The sequence below is a fragment of the Pseudomonas khavaziana genome (genome assembly GCF_019145205.1).
Classification (GTDB): Bacteria; Pseudomonadota; Gammaproteobacteria; order Pseudomonadales; family Pseudomonadaceae; genus Aquipseudomonas; species Aquipseudomonas khavaziana.
Window position 1 is genome coordinate 878,305 of the sequence record NZ_JAHSTT010000001.1, and the last position, 19,059, is coordinate 897,363.

Consider the following 19,059-nt stretch of genomic DNA (forward strand, 5'->3'; position numbering starts at 1 on the left):
GCTGGCGTAATGACTAGGTATTCAGGTGTCGTCGCTTTGTTCTCGCGCCAGGCGGCGTTCCTGCGCCTGCTTTTGCAGGATGTAGCGCGCCAGCAACTGGCGTTGGGCATCGGTCATGGATTCGAATTCCGTGCCCACATCAAAGCTGTCGCCCTTGGGGTCGCAATGGGTCACCCGCGCACGCAGCAACAGGCCGAGCGCCTGGGGCATCAGCACCAGCTTGACCGCCAGGTGAGTGTCGGGCGCCAACGGGGTAGGGTGCTGGAAGTCGATGCCGCCCTCGGAAAGGATCACCGGTTGCGGCGCGCCCACTTCACTCAGCAGGCCGCGGGCCATGACCTGGCTGAGCAGGTCCAGGCGTTTGTTCTGCACCTTGAGGAACGCCGCCAGGCTGCGGTCTTTTTCGCTGATCTGGCGCAGCAGGTGCTGGGCTTCGAATTCGCTCAGGTGCAGTTCGCTCAGCAGGTTGAACAACGGCGAATCATCCAGCAACACTTCCTTGCTCGCCGCTTCGGGGCCAGACAATGTGCTGATTTGAAGTGCGATCATGTCGTCGATACGGTAGTATTCGCGGCGCTCTTCTTCATCTAATGTCGACATGGCGAACCCCAGGTTACGGTAATGGTCTGAGTGTAAAGCTGCTTACCAGACCCCGCCACCGGGACGTCTTCTTTTCCTCCGAACAAGCCCCGACATGTTCAGACCTCTCTTCGTATTTATTGGCACGCGTTATACCCGTGCAAAGCGTCGCAATCATTTTGTGTCGTTCATTTCCTTGACCTCGATGATCGGTCTCGCCCTGGGCGTGGTCGTGATGATCGTGGTGCTGTCGGTGATGAACGGCTTCGACCATGAGATGCGCACCCGCGTGCTGGGCATGGTGCCCCACGCGACCATTGAGGGCGATGCGCCCATCGATGATTGGCAAAGCCTGGCCGCCAAGGTCAAGCAGAACCCCAAGGTCGTGGCCGTTGCGCCGTTTACCCAGATGCAGGGGTTGCTGACCAACGACGGCAAGGTGCAGAAGATCCTGCTCAATGCCATCGACCCGGCCCAGGAGCGCAACGTCTCGATCATCGACAAGTTCATGCAGCAAGGTAAGCTCGACGACCTGGCCCCCGGAAGTTTCGGCATCGTTATCGGTGACAAGGCCGCGGCCAAGCTCGGCGTGGGGGTTGGCGACAAGCTGACCTTCGTCGCGCCGGAAGTCACCGTGACCCCGGCCGGCATGTTCCCGCGCATGAAGCGCTTTACCGTGGTGGGCACCTTCCATGTCGGCGCCGGCGAAATCGACGGTTACATCGGCCTGACCAACCTCACCGACCTGGCCCGCCTGCATCGCTGGCAGCCGGACCAGGTGCAGGGCCTGCGCCTGAAATTCAATGACCTGTTCGATGCGCCGCGTGGCGCCTGGGAAATTGCCCAGCACCTGGGCGAGTCGCAGTACTACGCCCGCGACTGGACCCGTACCCACGGCAACCTGTACCAGGCCATCCGCATGGAAAAAGCCATGATCGGCCTGCTGTTGCTGCTGATCGTCGCGGTTGCCGCCTTCAACATCATCTCCACGCTGGTGATGGTGGTGAACGACAAGAAGGGCGATATCGCCATCCTGCGCACCCTGGGCGCCACGCCGGGGCAGATCATGGCGATCTTCATGGTGCAGGGCACCGTGATCGGCGTGGTCGGCACCCTGATCGGCACGGCGGTGGGCATTCTGGCCGCGCTGAACGTCAGCGCCGCCATCGCCCTGCTTGAAAAAGTGATCGGCCACAAGTTTCTCAACGCCGACGTCTACTTCATCGATTACTTGCCGTCCCAGGTGCAAACCCAGGACGTGCTGATGGTGGGCGGCGCTGCGTTGGTCCTGAGCTTCCTTGCCACCCTGTATCCAGCCTGGCGCGCGGCACGCACCCAGCCAGCACAGGCATTACGTTATGAGTGAATCGGGCATGAGTGAAAAAGCAATCCTGAGCTGCCGCAACCTGGGCAAATCCTACGAGGAAGGCCCGGAGTCTGTGGTGGTGCTGTCCAACCTGCAACTTGAACTGCACCCGGGCGAGCGCGTGGCAATCGTCGGCAGTTCCGGTTCCGGCAAAAGTACCTTGCTCAACCTGCTGGGCGGCCTCGATACGCCGTCCCAGGGCAGCGTGTGGCTGGCCGGTGAAGAGCTCTCGGCGTTGAATGAAAAGGCCCGTGGGCAACTGCGCAACCGTTCGTTGGGCTTTGTGTACCAGTTCCACCACCTGTTGCCGGAATTCACCGCCCTGGAAAACGTGTGCATGCCGCTGTTGATCGGCAAGACCGCGATCCCCGAAGCGCGCCAGCGTGCCACCGCTTTGCTGGAGCGTGTCGGCCTCGGCCATCGCCTGGAGCACAAGCCGGCCGAGCTGTCCGGCGGCGAGCGCCAGCGTGTGGCGATTGCCCGCGCCCTGGTGAACAACCCGGGCCTGGTGATGCTCGACGAGCCGACCGGCAACCTCGACTCCCACACCGCCCAGGGCATCAAGGATTTGATGCTGGAACTGAGCACCCAGATGCGCACCGCGTTCCTGGTGGTGACCCATGACATGAGCATGGCCCGGCAGATGGACCGCGTGTTGCACCTGCAGGAAGGTCACCTGGTCGCCATCTGACCTGTTTCAAGCCTGGCGCCTGGCGTCGGGCTTTTTCATTTTTTCAGGCGGTGTACGCGAATGTTCAGACCGTTATCCATTTTCATCGGCACGCGCTATACCCGCGCCAAGCGCCGCAACCGTTTTGTCTCGTTTATCTCGATGACCTCGATGATCGGCCTCGCCCTGGGCGTATTGGCGATGATCGTGGTGCTTTCGGTGATGAACGGCTTCCAGCGCGAAATGAGCTCGCGCATCCTCGGCATGGTGCCCCACGCCACCATCGTCGGCGTAAAGCCGATTGATGACTGGCAACCGGTGGCCGCCGCGGCGATGAAGAATCCGCAAGTCACCGCCGCCGTACCCTTCACACAGATGGACGGTATGTTCTCCTACAAGGGCGCCATGCAGCCGATCGAGATCAGCGGCGTCGACCCGGCCCAGGAAGGCAAGGTATCGATCGTGACCCAGCACATTGTGCGCGGCAAGCTGGACGACCTGAAACCCGGTGAATTCGGCGTGGTGGTCGGCGATATCACCGCACGCCGCTTCCGCCTGAATGTGGGCGACAAGCTGACCCTGATCGTGCCGGAACTGAGCAGCGCGCCGGGCGGTATCACCCCGCGCATGCAGCGGCTGAACGTGGTGGGTATCTTCAAGGTGGGCGCCGAGCTGGATGGCTCCATGGCCCTGATCCACATGGCCGACGCCGCTGAAATCCAGCATTGGCAGCCCAACCAGGTGCAAAGCGTGCGCCTGGCGGTGAAGGACCTGTATGCAGCGCCCAAAGTCTCGGCAGATATCGCCGCCAGCCTGGGCGCGGCTTACAAGCCGGACGACTGGACCCACACCCAGGGCAGCCTGTTCAGCGCGATGAAAATGGAAAAGACCATGATCGGCCTGCTGTTGCTGATGATCGTCGCCGTGGCCGCGTTCAACATCATCGCCACCTTGATCATGGTGGTGAACGACAAGGGCGCGGACATCGCGATCCTGCGCACCATCGGCGCCACGCCCCGGCAGATCATGGCAATCTTCATGGTGCAGGGCACGGTGATTGGTGTGGTCGGTACCCTGATTGGCGGGGTGCTTGGGGTGATCGCAGCGCTGAACGTCAGTGAGCTGGTGGGCTGGCTGGAGCGGGTCAGTGGGCAGCATATCTTCAGTTCGGACGTGTACTTCGTCAGCAACCTGCCTTCGGAGCTGCAAGGTGGGGATGTGTTGCTGATTTGTTCGGCGGGGTTTGTATTGAGCTTTTTGGCGACGATTTACCCGGCGTATCGGGCGGCGAAGATTGAGCCGGCGCATGCCTTGAGATATTCGTAGTCTTTGAGAATGCCATCGGGAGCAAGCCCCCTCCCACATTTTGACCTCATTGTTCCTGAATAAACGCGGTCCAGTGTGGGAGGGGGCTTGCCCCCGATAGGGCCTGCCGAGCCTGCATCAATCTCCCTTCGGCAACTCGATCACAAACCTTGTCCACCCCGCCTGCGACTCACAATAAATCCTCCCCCCGTGGGCCCGCACAATCGATTGGGTAATCGCCAACCCCAGCCCTGCATGTTCACTGCTGCCTGCGCGCCTTGACGGGTCGGCCCGGTAGAAACGGTCAAACAACCGCGGCAATAACTGCGCTGGAATGTCATCCCCGGTGTTCTCAACCGCAAGTGTCACGCCTTCGTCCATTCGCACCCGCACCTCACCGCCTGGTGGGGTAAACCGCAGCGCGTTATCGAGCAAGTTCGACAGGGCCCGGCGCAACATGCCGCGATCGCCCAGCGTATGGGCGGTGCCTTCGCGAACCAGCGTGACCTGCGCATCCTCTGCCAGCAGGGTAAAAAATTCCAACAGGGCGTCGACCTCATCGCCCAGATTCAGGGCTTCACGGCTGGGCATCAGCAAGCCGTGGTCGGCCTTGGCCAGGTATAGCATGTCGTTGACCAGTTGTGCCATCCACTGCAATTCCTCCAGGTTGCTGTGCAGCGCTTCGCGGTAATCCTCCAGTGGGCGTGGCTGGGTGAGAATGACCTGGGTCTGGGTCAGCAGGTTGGAGAGTGGTGTGCGCAGTTCGTGGGCGATATCCGCCGAGAACGCCGATAGACGCTGGAACGCATCGTCCAGGCGCCCCAGCATGGCATTGAAGGCCTGGGCCAGTTCCGCCAGCTCCACTGGCATTTGCGCCTGGGGCAGGCGTTGGGTCAGGGAATGGGCGGATACGCTGGCGGCCACCTCGCCCATGCGCCGCAACGGTCGCAACCCACTGCGCGCAGCCCAGGCGCCGAGCAGGGCGGTGGCCAGGGCCGAGAGGCCGACGGTCAGCCAGATCAAGCGCTGCATACGCTCCAGAAAGTGCTGGTGGTGGGTGATGTCGAGTATCAGGCTCAGCTGTGGCGAGCCGGGTTGGCCGGGCGTCAACGGCGCGTTGTACACACGGTAGTCGGTGCCGGCGTTTTGCAGGCTGTGCAGGCCCGGTGCTGCGGGCACGCTGAGGTACGGCGCACCGTCCACCCAGCGCTGGTCGGCCGCAGTGATACGCAAGGTGAAGTCGGGCTGCTGATCAAGTTCGGCGCGCCATTGCGGGCCTCGCAGGGCAAAGGCTTGCCGTGAGTCGACACCCTGCAAGGCGCTGCGCAGGGCCACCAGCTTGCTGTCGAGCAGTTGCTGGTCCAGCTCGATAAAGTGCGCTTCGCTGGCGCGGTTGAACAGCACCCCGGCAATCAACGAGACCACCGCCGTGCAGGCGGCAAACAGCAGCGCCAGGCGGCTGGCCAGGGACAGGCGCTTGATCACGTGAACCGCTCCTCCAGCACATAGCCCATGCCGCGCACGGTGTGGATCAGCTTGTTGGGGAAGTTGTCATCGACTTTAAGGCGCAGGCGACGGATCGCCACTTCGATGATGTTGGTGTCGCTGTCGAAATTCATGTCCCAGACCTGGGAAGCGATCAGGGTCTTGGGCAGCACTTCGCCCTGGCGACGCAGCAGCAGTTCCAGCAGGGCAAATTCCTTGGCGGTGAGGTCAATGCGCTGGCCGTCGCGCTCGACCCGGCGGCGGATCAGGTCCAGGCTCAGGTCGGCCAGTTGCAGGGTGGTTTCCTGCGGTGTGCTGCTGCCACGGCGCAACAAGGTGCGCACCCGGGCCAGCAGCTCGGAAAAGGCGAAGGGCTTGACCAGGTAATCGTCGGCGCCCAGTTCCAGGCCATGCACGCGGTCTTCCACGGCATCGCGAGCGGTGAGGAACAGCACCGGCATATCCAGGCCGGCACTGCGCACCGCCTGCAGGATCTGCCAGCCATCGCGGCCCGGCAGCATCACATCGAGGATCAACAAGTCATAGTCACCCGTCAGCGCCAGGTGCTGGCCGGTCGTGCCGTCGGCCACCAGTTCGGTGGTAAAGCCAGCCTCGGCCAGGCCCTGACGCAGGTAGTGGCCGGTTTTGGGTTGGTCTTCGACGATCAGCAGTTTCATATAAAACTCTTAATAGGTGCTATGCAGGAGCGAGCTTGCTCGCGAAAAGCGTCAACGATAACGCGTATGACCTGGCTCGGCGCGGTGTGCTGGAGCCCTTCGCGAGCAAGCTCGCTCCTACAAAAAAACATCGGCCTTTATACCCTGGGCTCCAGGGGATGGGCGCAAGCTGACAAAGTTGTAATCTAGCAGTCAGCTGGCTGGCAGCGGGGCTATCTTAAAGTGCGACCCAAGCTGGTCACCTATTTTTGGAGAGTGAAAGATGGCGTTGCGCACACCCCTGTTATTGGCGGGCTGCTTGTTGGCGATGAGCTTCAATGCGCTGGCGGACGCTGCCCACACCTACGCGTTCGGCCAGCCGGCACCGGCGGATCAAGCCACGCGTACTGTGGAAGTTACGCTGCAGGACATTGCCTTTGAGCCCAAGGCCCTGGACGTAAAGGCCGGTGAAACCGTGCGTTTCGTGCTGGTCAACAAAGGCCAGCTGCTTCACGAATTCAACCTGGGCGACGCAGCGATGCATGCCGCCCACCAGAAGGAGATGCTGCAAATGCAAGCCAGCGGCATGCTCACCGCCACCGGCATGGGCAAGATGGACCACAGCGCCATGGGCCACGGCGATATGGGTGGCATGAAGCACGACGATCCCAACAGCGTGCTGGTGGAGCCGGGCAAGACCGCCGAGCTGACCTGGACCTTCACCAAGGCCACGGGCCTGGAGTTCGCCTGCAACCTGCCGGGGCATTATCAAGCGGGCATGGTCGGCAAACTGACCGTTGAGTGAGGGGTTTGTTAAGGCCATGAGCAAAGGCTGGTAGACTGGCGCGGTTTATTTAGCCAGGTTTCCGCCATGCATCCCGCAGCCGAACATTCGCCGCTGGGCAAGTCCAGTGAATACATCTCTACCTATACGCCTTCGTTGCTGTTCCCGATTCCGCGCGCCGCCAAATGGGCCGAACTGGGCCTGAGCGCCGACACCCTGCCGTACAAGGGCGTGGATTTCTGGAACTGCTTCGAACTGTCCTGGTTGCTGCCGTCGGGCAAACCGGTGGTGGCCATCGGTGAGTTCAGCATCCCGGCTGACTCGCCGAACATCATCGAGTCCAAGTCGTTCAAGCTGTACCTCAACTCGTTGAACCAGACCACCTTTGTCGATACGCAAAGCCTGGAAGCCACCCTGCGCACCGACCTCAGCTTTGCAGCCGGCAAGCCGGTGACCGTGCGCATCCGCAGCCTGGCCGACATCGAGGCCGAAGGCGTGATGGCGTTGCCGGGTGCGTGCATTGATGGCCTGGATATCAGCGTCAGCAACTACGAACACCCGCGCCCGGAGCTGCTGCGTTGCGATGACTCGCGTGTGGTGGAGGAGAGCGTGCACAGCCACTTGCTCAAATCCAACTGCCCGGTGACCAGCCAGCCGGATTGGGGCAGCGTGGTGGTGGAGTACCGTGGCGCGGCATTGGATCACGCCAGCCTGCTGGAATATATCGTGAGTTTTCGCCAGCACTCGGACTTTCATGAACAGTGCGTGGAACGCATCTTTCTCGACCTGCAGCGCTTGCTCAAGCCGGAGAAGTTGACCGTGTATGCGCGCTATGTGCGCCGGGGCGGGTTGGATATCAACCCGTACCGCAGCACTGAGAATACGCAGTTCCTGAACGTGCGCCTGGCGCGCCAGTAAGCCTGCACACAAAACTAAATGTGGGAGGGGGCTTGCTCCCGATAGCGGCGTGTCAGTCACAGCATCTGTGTCTGAACTTCTGCTATCGGGAGCAAGTCGAATCGTCGCACCGCCCCTCCCACATTTTGGTTCTTTATTTGGCTTAGGGTCGGGTCAGATCCCGATATTGCCCAGGGTGATCATGATATTGCGCAAGGTCCCGGAAATGACCGGGTGCTCGGCGTCGAACTCTATGGCCGCCTGATTCACATCGTCGGAGATGCTCGGCGTCTGGGTGGCTGGTTCCAATTCAAGTTGCACTTCGAACTTGGCAATCAGTTCCTCCAACGCTTCACGTTTTTCCGGTGACAGCGGTGGCTCCTGTTCCAGCTGCCCGCGCAGGATCTCGACCTGTTCTTCCAGCTTTTTGCGATCAGGCATGACGTTCTTTCCTTTTATCGATAGTCACTGGCATAGACCACGGCACGCCGCGAAAGGTCTACGGGCTGACCTGTAGATTAATCCACTGGGGCCAACCGTGCATGATCTCCGTCAGGGCTTCTCACCTTTGAGCCGGCGCAGGTTGATGTCTGCCAGGCAACTGCCGAGCTCGCCGAGATGGTCGATCACCGAGTGCACGCCCAGGCCATAGAGCGCCACCGTCGCCTTGCCGCGCTTGTATTCGCGTTGTTGCGCGGTGAGTGCCTGCCATTGCTCGGGTGACAGGCCGCAGAGCGAACCACAGGAGGCCAGGCCCACAGTCCACAACCCGGCATTAAGGCCCGATTGCAGCAGGCGCGGCTCGCCGCTGACCAATACGCAGCCTTCCAGGCGTTCGATATTCAGCTCCATCAAAGCTTGCCAGCAGGCGTGGGGCGCGGGCCAGCGGATGGAGGAGGGCGAGGCGGCCTTGACCCAGCCCGGCAGGCTGGCGGACAGGGGCGTGGTGACCGAGGGCGGCAGTTCATCCAGCCAGGCGCAGGGCACGCCTAGTTCTTTCAGGCTGCGCAGGCTTTTCAAAGCGCCGGGTGTGGCCACGGAGCCGGGGCAGGCCGAGTCGGTACGCGCCAGGGAACCAAAATCCACCAGGCAGCCACTCAGGCCAAATAACACGGCGGTCAACGAGGGGGCTGTGGCGAGGGCAATCTCGGCGTGTGGCATCTGAACGTCCCTGAAATAGCAGCAACACTATCGGGGTGGCGTGACAAGCCCATGACACTGACGGTGTTTGTAGGAATTTTGTGCATTTTTCGTAAGACAGGATCCTTGTAGCTGCCTAAACACACACTTCCGTCATATACTGACGGCCTTATTCAGGGCATAGCGCCCATGACAGACCATTCAAGGAGCAAAAGCTATGCGCTGGAGCCACTACTTCGCTCAGCTGTCGGTGTGTGCCACCGTGCTGTTGGCACCTTTCGCCGTACAGGCCGCGTCGGAAGATGACCCATGGGAAAGCGTCAACCGCCCGATCTTCACCTTCAACGACACCGTTGATACCTACGCCCTCAAGCCAATCGCCCAGGGCTATCAGTTCGTCACCCCGCAGTTTGTGCAGGACGGCGTTCACAATTTCTTCCGCAACATCGGCGATGTCGGCAACCTGGCCAACAATGTGCTGCAGCTCAAGCCCTACAATGCTGGCGTCGACACGGCTCGCCTGCTGGTCAACACCACGTTTGGCGTGCTGGGCTTTATCGACGTCGGCACCAAAATGGGGCTGCATCGCAGCGATGAAGACTTCGGCCAGACCCTCGGCTACTGGGGCGTCGGCAGCGGTCCATACGTGATGATCCCGTTGCTCGGCCCAAGCACCTTGCGTGATGCGCCATCCAAATACGTCGACAGCTACACCCAACCCTACCGCTACATGAACGACATCGGCTGGCGTAACAGCACCTTCGGCCTGAACGTCGTCGACGTGCGCGCCAGCCTGCTCGACAGCGAGAAGCTGATCAGCGGCGACAAGTACACCTTCATTCGTAACGCCTACCTGCAGAACCGTGAGTTCAAGGTCAAGGATGGCAAGGTCGTTGACGACTTCTAGGCCGTGACGTTTTGAAATGAAAAAGGCGACCTTCGAACGGTCGCCTTTTTTGTGCGCGCTTTTCAGCGCATCTTCAAGATCCTGAGACCCAAGTGCTGTTCATCGCCCGCAGCCTTAGTCCACACGACTTCAGTGTCTGCCTCCAGGCCCTTGAGTGCTGCGTGCTCTGAATCGATGCGCACGGTCAGTAGGTCGCCCACGTTAAACTGGCGCGGCGCCTGCACCTGCATGCCGGAGCTGGAAAGGTCCAGGCATACACCTTCAATCTCCTGCCCGGCGTGAATCAGAGACACATTGGCGTCCACCCGCATGCGGATGAAATCGCGTTTTTCGGCGTAGTCGCGCTCGTGTTCGCTCACAGCATCCGTCCTTACTTTACGTTGGGGTTGTGGCAGTTCTTATAACTCCCGGTGATTTGCGGTGTAAAGACGCCCGGCGACCATCGGCATGAGCTTGAAACCCCTCACGGATGGGAGTACCGTCTGCGCCTTAGAAGGGCACCTCTGCTTTACCGTTGTGCATGGGCCAAATCCCAATGCTTTGTAGGACAGAGAGGCTAGAAAGCGAATCCAGTACGTGAGCCCGGCCATTGCCGAGCCGCCTACGCCAACCTAATTCTGGCGCCGTTTGCCCACATGCAAAAAACCAGTGCCACGCTGCTGATAATCGATGACGACGAAGTAGTGCGCGCGAGCCTCGCGGCCTACTTGGAAGACAGTGGCTTCAGCGTCCTGCAGGCCAGTAATGGCCAACAGGGTCTCCAGGTATTCGAGCGCGACAAGCCCGACCTTGTGATCTGCGACCTGCGCATGCCCCAAATGGGCGGCCTGGAGCTGATTCGCCAGGTGACCGAGCTTGCCCCGCAGACGCCGGTGATTGTCGTGTCCGGTGCCGGGGTCATGAACGATGCCGTCGAAGCCCTGCGCCTGGGCGCTGCCGATTACCTGATCAAGCCCCTGGAAGACCTGGCCGTGCTGGAGCACTCGGTGCGCCGCGCCCTGGACCGTGCCCGCCTGCTCCTGGAAAACCAGCGCTACCGCGAAAAGCTCGAGACCGCCAACCGCGAGCTCGAAGCCAGCCTGAACCTGCTTCAGGAAGACCAGAACGCCGGTCGCCAGGTGCAGATGAACATGCTGCCGGTGAGCCCCTGGAGCATCGACGAGTTCAAGTTTGCCCACCAGATCATCCCGTCGTTGTACCTGTCTGGTGATTTTGTCGACTACTTCCGCGTCGATGAGCGACGCGTGGCGTTCTACTTGGCCGACGTGTCCGGCCATGGCGCGTCCTCCGCTTTTGTGACCGTGTTGTTGAAGTTCATGACCACACGGCTGTTGTTCGAGTCCAAGCGCAATGGCACCTTGCCGGAGTTCACCCCCTCCGAAGTGCTGGGCCACATCAACCGGGGCCTGATCAGCTGCAAGCTGGGCAAGCACGTGACGATGGTCGGCGGCGTTATCGACGAAGAAACCGGTCTTTTGACCTACAGTATTGGCGGTCACCTGCCGATGCCTGTTTTGTACACTCCTGACAGTGTGCGCTACCTGGAAGGGCGTGGCCTGCCCGTAGGCTTGTTCAATGAAGCCACCTACGAAGACCACATCCTGGAACTGCCGCCGACCTTCAGCCTGACGCTGATGTCCGACGGCATCCTGGACCTTTTGCCAGAGCCTACACTCAAAGAGAAAGAAGCCGCCTTGCCCCAAAAGGTCAAGTCGGCGGGCGGCAGCCTGGATGGCCTGCGGCAGGTTTTTGGATTGGCCACGCTAGGGGAGATGCCGGATGATATCGCCCTATTGGTGTTGAGCAGGAATCTTTGATGAGTACCGGAAGAATCCAATTCGCCGAGCAAGACGGGACCTTCGTCCTGAAGTTTGTCGGCGAAGTGCGCCTGACCTTGTGTTCGGCCCTGGATGCGACGATTGAGCGGATCTTCACAGCGCTGAACTTCTCGGCGATCGTGATCGATCTGACTGAAACCCGCAGCATCGATAGCACCACTCTTGGGCTGTTGGCCAAGCTGTCCATTCTGTCGCGGCAGAAGGTCGGCCTGTTGCCGACCGTGGTCACCACCCACGAAGACATCACCCGTCTGTTGCAGTCCATGGGATTCGACCAGGTGTTCAACATCGTTGACCGCCCGATCCCCTGCCCGGAATGCCTCACCGACCTGCCGTCGCAAGACCAGTCCGAGGAAATCGTACGGGTCAAGGTGCTCGAAGCGCACAAGATCCTCATGGGCCTCAACGAGTCCAACCGCGAAGCCTTCCACGACCTGGTCAACGCCCTGGAGCGTCACTGACGGCTTCCCTGTCGAAACACATTCCAATGTGGGAGGGGGCTTGCTCCCGATAGCGGTGTGACAGTCGGCACATATCCAGCTGACAGTCCGCAATCGGGAGCAAGCCCCCTCCCACATTTGATCTGTGACTGGCTTGAAATTGGCAGCATAAAAAAGGGCGGCACCCTCACAGGTGCGGCCCTTTTTGCTGCTATCTGCCTTTACAGCTTGGCCGACAACAACGCCTCCAGCTTCTCTTGGTCCCGAGCAAACTGGCGAATGCCCTCGGCCAGCTTCTCAGTGGCCATCGCATCCTCGTTGGACTCCCAACGGAACTGCGCTTCAGTCATATGCACCCGTGCCTCACCGGCATGGCCTGGCGACAACTTACGCTCCAGCTTGCCCTCATCCGCCGCCAGCTTCTCCAGCAGGTCGGGGCTGATGGTCAGGCGGTCACACCCGGCCAGCTCTTCAATCTGGCTCAGGTTACGGAAGCTCGCACCCATCACCACAGTCTTGTAGCCATTGGCCTTGTAGTAGTTGTAGATGCGCGTCACCGACTGCACGCCTGGGTCATCGGAACCGGTGTAGTCGTTGCCGTTGGCCTTCTTGTACCAATCGTAGATACGGCCCACGAACGGCGAAATCAGGAATACACCGGCTTCGGCGCAGGCCACGGCCTGGGCGAAGGAGAACAGCAGCGTCAGGTTGGTCTGGATGCCTTCTTTTTCCAGCTTCTCGGCGGCGCGGATACCTTCCCAGGTGGAGGCGATCTTGATCAGCACGCGATCACGGCCAACCCCTGCTTTGTCGTACAGGTCGATCAGACGGTGCGCACGCTTGAGAATGGCGGCTTCGTCGAACGACAAACGGGCGTCCACCTCGGTGGAAATACGGCCCGGCACTACTTTAAGGATCTCCTGGCCGACCGCCACGGCAAAACGGTCACTGGCCAGGCCCACATCGCCGTTGCAGTCTTGTACACACTCATCCAGCAGCTTGGCATAGCCAGGGATCGACGCAGCCTTGAGCAGCAGGGATGGGTTGGTGGTCGCGTCTTGTGGCTTGAGCTTGGCGAGGGTAGAAAAATCGCCGGTATCGGCTACGACGGTGGTGAATTGCTTGAGTTGTTCCAGCTTGGAAGTCATGGGCGTGCTCTGTCCTGTGGGTCTGATGACATTACCCGAGCGCTGGCAGGCGCTCAAGGGCGCAAATGCGTTAGGTCGTTTGCGAGGGCAATAACCTGGAAACGGCCGTTTGAATTACCGGCAGTGGTGCTCAATAGGAGGGCAAAATCGCTGGCAGGTTCAACCCAACTGCCCGATGACACGGTCATCGCCACTGGGCCTGACCCAATACTGTAGGAGCGAGCTTACTCGCGAAAAACGTCAACGATAACGCGTGCTTCCTGAATAAACGCGGCGCCCATGGGTTTCTCGCGAGCAAGCTCGCTCCTACAAAAGCCCAGCAGCTATCCAGTCAACGCCCTTCCAACAACTCCCCAGCCTGATCCAACAATGCCAACGGATCCGCCGCCTTATGAATATCCACCGACAACAACTGCCTGAACCTGCGCGCTCCAGGGAAACCAGTACCCAACCCCAACACATGCCGGGTAATGTGATGCATCGTCCCACCACTGGCCAAATGCTCAGCAATATAAGGCCGCAACTGCGCCAACGCCTGCGCCCGGCTAATCACCGGCGCCTCACTGCCAAACAACTGCTGATCCACCTCCGCCAACAGATACGGATTGTGATAAGCCTCACGCCCCAGCATCACCCCATCAAACGTCTGCAAATGCTCCTGGCACTGCTCCAACGTCTTGATCCCACCGTTGAGATTAATCTCCAACTCCGCAAAGTCCCGCTTCAACTGCGCCGCCACGTCATAACGCAACGGCGGAATGTCCCGGTTCTCCTTGGGCGATAACCCCTCCAGAATCGCAATCCGCGCATGCACGGTAAAACTGGTGCAACCGGCATCCTTCACCGTGCCGACAAAATCACACAGCTCGGCATAACTGTCCCGGCCATTGATGCCGATACGGTGCTTCACCGTCACCGGAATCGACACCGCATCGCGCATCGCCCTCACACAGTCCGCCACCAGGGCAGGGTGAGCCATGAGGATCGCGCCGATCATGTTGTTCTGCACCCGGTCGCTGGGGCAACCGACGTTCAGGTTCACTTCGTCGTAACCGGCGGCCTCGGCCATACGGGCACAGGCGGCCAGATCCGCGGGGACACTGCCACCCAATTGCAGCGCCAGCGGGTGCTCGGCTTCATTGTGGCGCAGGAAGCGCTCGTGGTCGCCGTGGAGGATCGCGCCGGTAGTCACCATCTCGGTGTAGAGCAGGGCGTGTTTGGAGAGCAGGCGTAGGAAGTACCGGCAGTGGCGGTCGGTCCAATCCATCATGGGGGCGACGGAGAAGCGGCGGGAGAGTGGGGCGGTTTGTAGGGGCATGGGGGATCTGAGTTGGCGAGGCGAATGGGGCGTAGTTTATCAGGGATGCTTGTCAGGTACTTGACGGGTTCTCAAGCCCTAGCCAGTCAGCCCATCGGTGGTAACCCGAGTACACGCTCGGTAGGCTTTCGACGCGCACCTTGTGTTGATGATTTATTGTGGCTACGATAATCAAATGCAGATTACCTACGACCCAGTCAAAGACGCTCGTAAAGTTGAAGAACGCGGACTCCCATTTGCGTTAGTACGGGACTTTGAATGGTCTACGGCCTTGATCGTGGAAGATGATCGTTTTGACTACGGTGAGTGTCGTTATCGGGCGATGGGATACATAGGGGATCGGCTGCATGTCGTAGTGTTCACCCCACGGGGTGATGCGGTTCACGTCATCAGCTTTCGTAAAGCCAACAAACGGGAGGTCAAAAATTATGACCAAGAAACCCAATCCTGAGAAGGTCGACACAGCGAACCCGGAATGGTCGGCTGAAGACTTTGCTAAGGCCAAGCCAGCCAGCGAGGTGCTTGTGGGATTGTTTGGCAAAGCTCAGGCGAAGGAAATGCTCAAACCCAAGCGCGGGCGGCCAAAGTCGGTAGCCACTAAAGAGCACGTTAATGTTCGTTTTGATGCTGACGTGCTGGAGCGATTCAGGGCTTCCGGACCGGGCTGGCAAACGCGAATGAATGCCGCCTTGGCTGATTGGCTTAAGACGCATACGCCAGAAGAGCTGAAGGCCTAAGGCAAAAAGACGCGGATGACGCGGATGACGCGGCTTTTTGCTGTCTTGTGATTAGCTTTTTGTCAGCGAGCGTATAAATAAATCTGTCCGTTTTTTGCTACCTTTCGGCGTTGTTTCAATAGGAATATTTCTTGAGTTAGAGCGAGAAGTCGTCAGCGGCTTTTGGATCTTCGAGAGCGATATAGTTCGCTTCGTCTTCCAGGTTTTTGAGTGCTTTTTCAAGCCCCTCAACTCGCATTCCTGCTCCAGCGCATAGCGCGCATGGCCGCCACCTGGTCATCAGTAGCGAATATGCCTTGATCTGCTTCCTTTACTGCCCGCTCGATTTGAGCCGTAAGCGTTTTTTCATGCTCGATGTAGTCGCGGAGAACGTCCATCGCCAAGTAGCTCGCTGTCTGGTCGTTGGTTTTGGCCAGGTCGGAGAGAGAGTTGGATAGGTCTTCCGGCAGGTTTAGGAATATCCCAGTCATGGCGGCCTCAATGGTGGACGAATGTTGGGCATCTTACGCCGTGAAGCGTCGGGTTGAAGCCGCACGCCGTCGCGAGGTGTGTCTGGGAGTGAATCGTTTGCTTTTCCTCTGCCAACTCATAGCCGGGTGTCGTGGTCTGATCCCGGTATTCGAGGTGGTTTTTCGCTGCCTGCTCTCTTTATCTCCGCGCCTTCAAAAACCGCCCTTCGTAATCCGCCACCGGAAGACGGGTGGAATCGTACTTCCCAAATAATCTATAGCGATTTATAGCGATTTTGTCGTACATCCAATCTCGCAGGGTCGCTGGGACGACGCGGGCAGCCGTTAGCCAGCGCCACGGGGCATTCAGGCGTGCCAAGATCTCGAACATCGCCTCGGAACGCACGGACACCTTGTCATTCGAGATGAGAACAATGGTGTTGAATTTGTCCTGCGGTAGCCCCGCCCACTTTAATAGCGCTTGACCTTCCGGCGATTGAACCGCAGCAAGCTGAATTCGATGTGCATGGTCATAGTGGATAATGAACCGCGCCCAGCCGTTGCAGAGCTTGCAGGTGCCGTCGAAAAGTACTGCTGTTTCGCCTGGTTGCAGGAGCGGGGCAGGAGATCGGGGTTGGATGATCATCGGGTCTGCCGTATCTGAAGATAAACCATTTTAGAGGCTTTCATTTGCGATCGTTTTTATAACTTAACGATCTTTAAATTCTCGTTGCCTCTACGCCTGTTCAACAAATCTCTCGCTCAGGCTTGGCAGGATATGACATGGAACGTCACAAGGGCATCCCCCTGTCGTTGGCGTTGCTCCACTCTGGAGCGCATACAACGTTGTTTAAAGCATCTTGCAGCTCGCAGACGAAGTTGGTAATGGTGCTGGCCGGGAGTTTTAGATCCAGTCGTTGATACGCCTTAGGGTATTTCCTACACATTTCTCGGCTTGCCCCTCAGACCACCCCTAGCTAACCTCCTCAAGCCGCTGCAAACCAGTGGCCGGAGGTGGAAGTCCGCATTGCTAAGGCGTTTTAACTCCCGTAAATATTTGGAGCTTCGCCATGCACTACAACACACGAAATTCTTCTATTGATCACGGTACATCGTCCGCCGATCCCAAGCTTCAAGCCGCAGCCCAGCGCGCAATCAACCATCACTTGCCCCCATCCGAAGATGCTGCACCCACCGAACGCCCAAGCAACAACCTATTCCTCGTAAACCCAACCATCGACCCCGAAACCCTCCTGGCCAACGCCGCCGAAAACCTCGCATCCGCCAACGAAATGGCCGCCACCCTGGCGTTCGACCTCGACGACTCCCAGCGCGCCATCGCCCTAGGCATTCAGCAGTTAATCGAGTTGAGCTCGCTGCTGGTTGACCGAGCCCAGGAGCAGGTTGCGCCTGTAACCGCCTCAGTCAAAGCCTGATAACCAACCCTGCCGCCTCACCCAAGGCGGCAACCTGAACTCATGCTGTCCCCCCGCAAAGTTTCATAATTCCCTGCGCCGTTGAGGCCTACGATTGCCTGCAAGAGAGGACCCCAGCGCCTCCAGCCCATAGGGAGTTGAAACCATGATCTCGAACCTCGTCAAAGTTGTGATGATCGCCGGCACGTTGCTGTTGAGTGCTTGTTCATCTTCACCAGCCGTGAGCAGTGACCCGTGCTTTTCAGGTGGATGCCAGGCATTTGGGGACCATAGCCCCAGCAAAGCAGCGAAGATGAATTTTGGTGGCAGTGGGTTGGGAAGTAGTTATGGGGAGTATGGTTCGGGGTTGTTGCGTGATGATTGATGCCGCGCTGGGCTGCTGTGCAGCCCGCTTGAGTGATGACGTGTAGGAGCGAGCTTGCTCGCGAAAAACTTGAGGGCGCGGTGGTGAATCAGGATGCCCGCGTTATCGTTGGCGATTTTCGCGAGCAAGCTCGCTCCTACAGAGAGCCTAGTGGCCGCCTTTCATGCGCCGGGCTATCAAGTAGAGGCCCAGGCCGACCAGGGCTGTTGCGGCGCCGATGTAGCCGGTGCTGGTCCAGCCCAGGCCGGCAGTAATGGCCATGCCGCCAAACCACGGCCCCAGCGCATTCGCCAAGTTAAACGCCGCATGGTTCGACGCGGCCGCCAAGCTTGGCGCTTCATGCGCGATGTCCATCAGGCGGATCTGCAACGGCGCTGCCAGCGCAACCATAGTGCCAACCAACCCCATGCTCAGCAGCACGCCCCACAGCGAAGACGCAGCGAAGGGGAAGAACAGCAGCACGGCCATCGACCACACCAATATCAAGCCCACGGCCCGAAATTGCATGCGATCAAACAGCTTGCCACCGGCAATGTTGCCGATAATCCCGCCGACGCCGAATGCGGCGAGGCCAAACGGGATCCATTGTGGCGAGACTTTGGTCACTTCCAGCATGGTCGGCGCCAGGTAGCTGAATACGCAGAACATCCCGGCAAAGCCAATTGCGCCGATGGACAGGGCCATCCATACCTGGGGTTTGGTGAAGGCGCGCAGTTCCTTGCGCGGGTCGCTGCGTTGTTCGTCGTGGCGGTGGGGCACGAATTGCCAGACCAGGGCGATGGTGAGCAGGGCGATCACGCTGACCAGGGCGAACGCCGATCGCCAGCCCAGGTGTTGGCCGAGGAAGGTGGCGATGGGGTTGCCCAGCAGCATGGCCAGGGTCAGGCCCATCATCACGCGGGCCACGGCGCCGGCGCGTTTGTCGGTGGGCACCATGCTGGAGGCGACCACGGCGGCTATGCCGAAGTAGGCGCCGTGGGGCAGGCCGCTGATAAAGCGGAAGGCCACCAGCGAGCCGAAGGTGGGGGTGAAGGCGGTGGCGAAGTTGCCCAGGGCGTACAGGCCCATCAGCAACAGCAGCATGTGTTTGCGCAGCAGCTTGGCGCCGAGGATGGCCAGCAGTGGGGCGCCGACCATCACGCCGAGGGCGTAGGCGCTGATGGCGTGGCCGACCTGGGGCTCGCTTAAACCCAGGTTTTGGGCGATGTCGGGCATCAGGCCCATGATGGCGAATTCGCCGGTGCCGATCGCGAAGGCGCCTACGGCCATGGCCGCTTCCATTTTCGCGGCGCTGCGCGCGGGCAATACGTGCCCGGGGGGGTGCTGGGTAGTCATGGGTAACTCTATGTGGAAGGTGTGCACGAAGGACAACCGCCGATGCTACGCAGGCAACGGCGAAGGTGTCTAGAACCGCCATTTGCGCCAGAGTTCCAGGCCTGTGACCGCAGGTCGCGCCTGTCAGGCTTGACAGGCGCGCATTAAAAGCCGCGATTTGGGTCTGTCAATTGGCCAAACGGCGCATAAACGCTGTTTAGCGTGA

Annotated in this window: 23 protein-coding genes and 1 pseudogene; 12 read left to right on the top strand and 12 right to left on the bottom strand. The window is 59.8% G+C overall.

All coding sequences use genetic code 11. From position 1 onward, the window contains the following. Positions 1-21: 21 nt before the first annotated feature. Entirely contained in the window at positions 22-600 is a 579-nt protein-coding gene (locus tag KVH01_RS04010) for a PilZ domain-containing protein (protein WP_217880524.1), read from the bottom strand. Between the two features lie 94 nt (positions 601-694). Between KVH01_RS04010 and KVH01_RS04015 the strand changes: the two genes are divergently transcribed. From KVH01_RS04015 to KVH01_RS04025, 3 genes are read left to right on the top strand one after another with little or no spacing between them, the layout of a single operon-like run. After that, positions 695-1,945 (top strand): lipoprotein-releasing ABC transporter permease subunit, encoded by a 1,251-nt coding sequence (locus KVH01_RS04015; protein WP_043047486.1) that lies wholly within the window; start codon positions 695-697, stop codon positions 1,943-1,945. Between the two features lie 7 nt (positions 1,946-1,952). Next, a complete protein-coding gene (gene lolD, locus KVH01_RS04020; RefSeq protein WP_019818240.1) occupies positions 1,953-2,636 on the top strand; it encodes a lipoprotein-releasing ABC transporter ATP-binding protein LolD in 684 nt (227 codons plus the stop codon). A 60-nt stretch (positions 2,637-2,696) separates the two neighbouring features. Further along, positions 2,697-3,941, top strand: a complete 1,245-nt coding sequence (locus tag KVH01_RS04025) for a lipoprotein-releasing ABC transporter permease subunit (RefSeq protein ID WP_005786190.1) — start codon at positions 2,697-2,699, stop codon at positions 3,939-3,941. Between the two features lie 117 nt (positions 3,942-4,058). Here KVH01_RS04025 and KVH01_RS04030 read toward each other — a convergent pair whose 3' ends face one another. Together KVH01_RS04030 and KVH01_RS04035 are read right to left on the bottom strand one after the other, a co-directional pair. Then, positions 4,059-5,405 (bottom strand): heavy metal sensor histidine kinase, encoded by a 1,347-nt coding sequence (locus KVH01_RS04030; RefSeq protein WP_217880525.1) that lies wholly within the window; start codon positions 5,403-5,405, stop codon positions 4,059-4,061. Then, complete coding sequence (locus KVH01_RS04035) at positions 5,402-6,082, bottom strand: heavy metal response regulator transcription factor (protein ID WP_043047484.1); 681 nt, start codon at positions 6,080-6,082, stop codon at positions 5,402-5,404. The genes KVH01_RS04030 and KVH01_RS04035 overlap by 4 nt, the downstream gene beginning before the upstream one ends. Positions 6,083-6,344: 262 nt before the next feature. On the opposite strand from KVH01_RS04035, the gene copI reads away from it, so the two are divergent. Both copI and queF read left to right on the top strand, forming a co-directional pair. After that, a complete protein-coding gene (gene copI / locus KVH01_RS04040; protein ID WP_217880526.1) occupies positions 6,345-6,866 on the top strand; it encodes a copper-resistant cuproprotein CopI in 522 nt (173 codons plus the stop codon). A gap of 66 nt (positions 6,867-6,932) precedes the next feature. Continuing rightward, on the top strand, positions 6,933-7,763 hold the full coding sequence (gene queF, locus KVH01_RS04045; RefSeq protein WP_217880527.1) for an NADPH-dependent 7-cyano-7-deazaguanine reductase QueF: 831 nt from the start codon (positions 6,933-6,935) through the stop codon (positions 7,761-7,763). A 153-nt stretch (positions 7,764-7,916) separates the two neighbouring features. Here the strand turns inward: queF and KVH01_RS04050 are convergent, their stop codons facing one another. Continuing rightward, positions 7,917-8,183: a DUF4404 family protein gene (locus KVH01_RS04050; RefSeq protein WP_043047481.1), complete on the bottom strand. Its 267-nt coding sequence runs from the start codon at positions 8,181-8,183 to the stop codon at positions 7,917-7,919. 111 nt (positions 8,184-8,294) lie between these two features. Continuing rightward, a complete protein-coding gene (locus tag KVH01_RS04055) occupies positions 8,295-8,903 on the bottom strand; it encodes an HAD family phosphatase (protein WP_217880528.1) in 609 nt (202 codons plus the stop codon). A 196-nt stretch (positions 8,904-9,099) separates the two neighbouring features. Here KVH01_RS04055 and KVH01_RS04060 point away from each other — a divergent pair, with 196 nt between their 5' ends. Beyond that, complete coding sequence (locus tag KVH01_RS04060) at positions 9,100-9,789, top strand: MlaA family lipoprotein (RefSeq protein WP_043047479.1); 690 nt, start codon at positions 9,100-9,102, stop codon at positions 9,787-9,789. Positions 9,790-9,851: 62 nt separating this feature from the next. Here KVH01_RS04060 and KVH01_RS04065 read toward each other — a convergent pair whose 3' ends face one another. Further along, on the bottom strand, positions 9,852-10,148 hold the full coding sequence (locus KVH01_RS04065) for a PilZ domain-containing protein (protein WP_043047478.1): 297 nt from the start codon (positions 10,146-10,148) through the stop codon (positions 9,852-9,854). A 276-nt stretch (positions 10,149-10,424) separates the two neighbouring features. Here KVH01_RS04065 and rssB point away from each other — a divergent pair, with 276 nt between their 5' ends. Further along, positions 10,425-11,606 (top strand): two-component system response regulator RssB, encoded by a 1,182-nt coding sequence (gene rssB, locus KVH01_RS04070; RefSeq protein ID WP_005786210.1) that lies wholly within the window; start codon positions 10,425-10,427, stop codon positions 11,604-11,606. Further along, entirely contained in the window at positions 11,606-12,088 is a 483-nt protein-coding gene (gene rssC, locus KVH01_RS04075) for an anti-sigma factor antagonist RssC (RefSeq protein WP_010212025.1), read from the top strand. The genes rssB and rssC overlap by 1 nt, the downstream gene beginning before the upstream one ends. A 200-nt stretch (positions 12,089-12,288) precedes the next feature. On the opposite strand, the gene tal is transcribed toward rssC, so the two are convergent. Together tal and dusA are read right to left on the bottom strand one after the other, a co-directional pair. Then, entirely contained in the window at positions 12,289-13,215 is a 927-nt protein-coding gene (gene tal, locus KVH01_RS04080; protein WP_043047477.1) for a transaldolase, read from the bottom strand. A gap of 331 nt (positions 13,216-13,546) precedes the next feature. Further along, complete coding sequence (gene dusA / locus KVH01_RS04085) at positions 13,547-14,533, bottom strand: tRNA dihydrouridine(20/20a) synthase DusA (RefSeq protein WP_217880529.1); 987 nt, start codon at positions 14,531-14,533, stop codon at positions 13,547-13,549. A gap of 175 nt (positions 14,534-14,708) precedes the next feature. Here dusA and KVH01_RS04090 point away from each other — a divergent pair, with 175 nt between their 5' ends. Both KVH01_RS04090 and KVH01_RS04095 read left to right on the top strand, forming a co-directional pair. After that, on the top strand, positions 14,709-14,984 hold the full coding sequence (locus KVH01_RS04090) for a BrnT family toxin (protein ID WP_225924010.1): 276 nt from the start codon (positions 14,709-14,711) through the stop codon (positions 14,982-14,984). Beyond that, the gene (locus tag KVH01_RS04095; protein WP_217880530.1) at positions 14,962-15,270 is read left to right on the top strand and encodes a BrnA antitoxin family protein; all 309 of its coding nucleotides are present in this window, start codon (positions 14,962-14,964) and stop codon (positions 15,268-15,270) included. Before KVH01_RS04090 ends, KVH01_RS04095 begins: the two co-directional genes overlap by 23 nt. A gap of 142 nt (positions 15,271-15,412) precedes the next feature. Here KVH01_RS04095 and KVH01_RS29700 read toward each other — a convergent pair. The 3 genes and pseudogenes from KVH01_RS29700 to KVH01_RS04105 all read right to left on the bottom strand — a co-directional run. After that, a pseudogene (locus KVH01_RS29700) lies at positions 15,413-15,508 on the bottom strand (type II toxin-antitoxin system RelE/ParE family toxin); the annotation flags it as partial. After that, a complete protein-coding gene (locus tag KVH01_RS04100; protein ID WP_019820674.1) occupies positions 15,498-15,740 on the bottom strand; it encodes a CopG family ribbon-helix-helix protein in 243 nt (80 codons plus the stop codon). The pseudogene KVH01_RS29700 and the gene KVH01_RS04100, both read right to left, overlap by 11 nt. Positions 15,741-15,918: 178 nt before the next feature. Next, positions 15,919-16,365 (bottom strand): thiol-disulfide oxidoreductase DCC family protein, encoded by a 447-nt coding sequence (locus KVH01_RS04105; protein WP_019820672.1) that lies wholly within the window; start codon positions 16,363-16,365, stop codon positions 15,919-15,921. Between the two features lie 424 nt (positions 16,366-16,789). Between KVH01_RS04105 and KVH01_RS04110 the strand changes: the two genes are divergently transcribed. Next, positions 16,790-17,155: a DUF6124 family protein gene (locus KVH01_RS04110; protein ID WP_217880531.1), complete on the top strand. Its 366-nt coding sequence runs from the start codon at positions 16,790-16,792 to the stop codon at positions 17,153-17,155. A 145-nt stretch (positions 17,156-17,300) separates the two neighbouring features. Next, the gene (locus KVH01_RS04115; RefSeq protein ID WP_217880532.1) at positions 17,301-17,519 is read left to right on the top strand and encodes a hypothetical protein; all 219 of its coding nucleotides are present in this window, start codon (positions 17,301-17,303) and stop codon (positions 17,517-17,519) included. A 147-nt stretch (positions 17,520-17,666) separates the two neighbouring features. Here KVH01_RS04115 and KVH01_RS04120 read toward each other — a convergent pair whose 3' ends face one another. Then, positions 17,667-18,854: an MFS transporter gene (locus tag KVH01_RS04120; protein ID WP_217880533.1), complete on the bottom strand. Its 1,188-nt coding sequence runs from the start codon at positions 18,852-18,854 to the stop codon at positions 17,667-17,669. Positions 18,855-19,059 lie beyond the last annotated feature (205 nt).